This window comes from Dethiosulfatibacter sp. (assembly GCF_983023055.1).
Window position 1 is genome coordinate 3672 of sequence record NZ_CEZJXU010000135.1, and the last position, 1830, is coordinate 5501.

Here is a 1830-nt window from a genome sequence, read left to right on the forward strand (position 1 = left end):
TTACAATAATACTCTGAAAAACAATATCAATTTCAAGATAGACAAGGTTTTCAACATAAGATCAAGGGAACTGCCCCTCTATTATTTAAAGATGGATGATCTTGCAAAGGATATCAACAGGTATAAGTATAGAGGATACAAGGTATTCCTTGAACTTGGCAAAGAGGATAGTGCAAGGAATATTCAGGAAATGTTAAGTGAAAAGGACTGCGAAGTGTCCATTTTAATTTCAGGAGACGAAGAAATATTGTCTGGTCATGGTGTAGCAGTTGTAGGCTCCATGCAAAAAGGTATTGAATTTCCAGAATGGAAAATTGTAGTATTAACTGAAAAGGAAATATTTGGAACAAAGTCTAGGAAAAAAAAGGCAAAGAAAAAGCAGAAAGCTTCAAAGATTGACAGCTTTACAGACTTGAAGCCTGGAGATTATGTAGTACATGAATACCACGGATTAGGTTTATATACAGGAATTGAAAAAATCGATGTAAAAGATATTCAGAAGGATTATTTGTGCATAAGCTACAGGGACAAGGACAAGTTGTTTGTACCTGTAGACCAGATGGATCTGGTTCAGAAATACATAGGTTCTGATTCTGCTAAGCCCAAAATAAATAAAATGGGTGGAAAAGAGTGGGTCAAGTCAAAGACAAAAGCCCAAAATGCTATTGATGAAATTGCCGACGAGCTTCTAAAACTTTACACAGAGAGAAAATCAAAAAAAGGATTTGCCTTTAATGAAGACAACGAATGGCAAAGAGGTTTTGAAAACTCATTTCCATACCAGGAAACAGAGGATCAGCTTAGATGTATTGATGAAATAAAATCGGACATGATCAGTGATATTGCAATGGATAGGCTGTTGTGTGGCGATGTGGGTTTTGGAAAGACAGAAGTGGCAATGAGGGCTATATTCAAGGCAGTAATGGACAGTAAGCAGTCAGCTGTACTGGTACCAACAACCATCCTTGCCCAGCAGCACTATACAAATATGGTGGAAAGGTTTAAGAATTATCCTGTAAAGGTTGAAATGCTCAGTCGTTTTAGAACCCCGGGACAGCAGAGAAAAATCATAAGTGACTTGAACAAGGGCTTGGTTGATGTTGTTATTGGAACACACAAGCTTTTTTCAAAAGATGTGAGATACAAGGATCTTGGACTTCTGGTAATTGATGAGGAGCAAAGATTCGGTGTTAAGCACAAGGAGCTTATCAAGCATATGAAAACTAATATAGATGTTTTGACATTGACTGCTACTCCTATTCCAAGGACTTTGAACATGTCAATGGTTGGTATAAGGGACATGAGTTTAATAGAGGAGCCACCTGGAGAGAGACATCCTGTACAGACTTTCGTGCTTGAAAGCAGCAGTGGACTCATAAGAGAGGCTCTTATTAAGGAATTGTCAAGGGGCGGACAGGTATATTATGTCCACAACAGGGTAAAGGATATACACAACAAAGCTGCCATGGTGAAAAACATGGTACCAGATGCAAGAATAGCAGTAGCCCATGGCCAGATGGGTGAAAGGGAACTTGAAAACATTATGATTGAATTCATCAACGGCGAATATGATATTCTTGTGTGCACTACAATTATAGAGACTGGAATGGATATTTCGAATGTAAATACAATAGTCATAGACGATTCAGATAAAATGGGACTGTCGCAGCTCTATCAGCTGAGGGGGCGTGTCGGAAGAAGCGATAAGACTGCCTTTGCATATCTTACCTATGAAAGAAACAAGGTCCTTAGTGAAATTGCAGATAAAAGGCTAAAGGCTGTAAAAGAATTCACAGAGTTTGGCTCAGGATTTAAAATAGCAATGCGGGA

The 1830-nt window shown here is 38.5% G+C and carries 1 protein-coding gene; it reads left to right on the forward strand.

Annotation, left to right across the window (positions count from 1 at the left end):
- Positions 1–1830: transcription-repair coupling factor (mfd, locus tag AC3AX0_RS06235; protein ID WP_487549442.1), on the forward strand; the 1830-nt coding region annotated here is incomplete at both ends.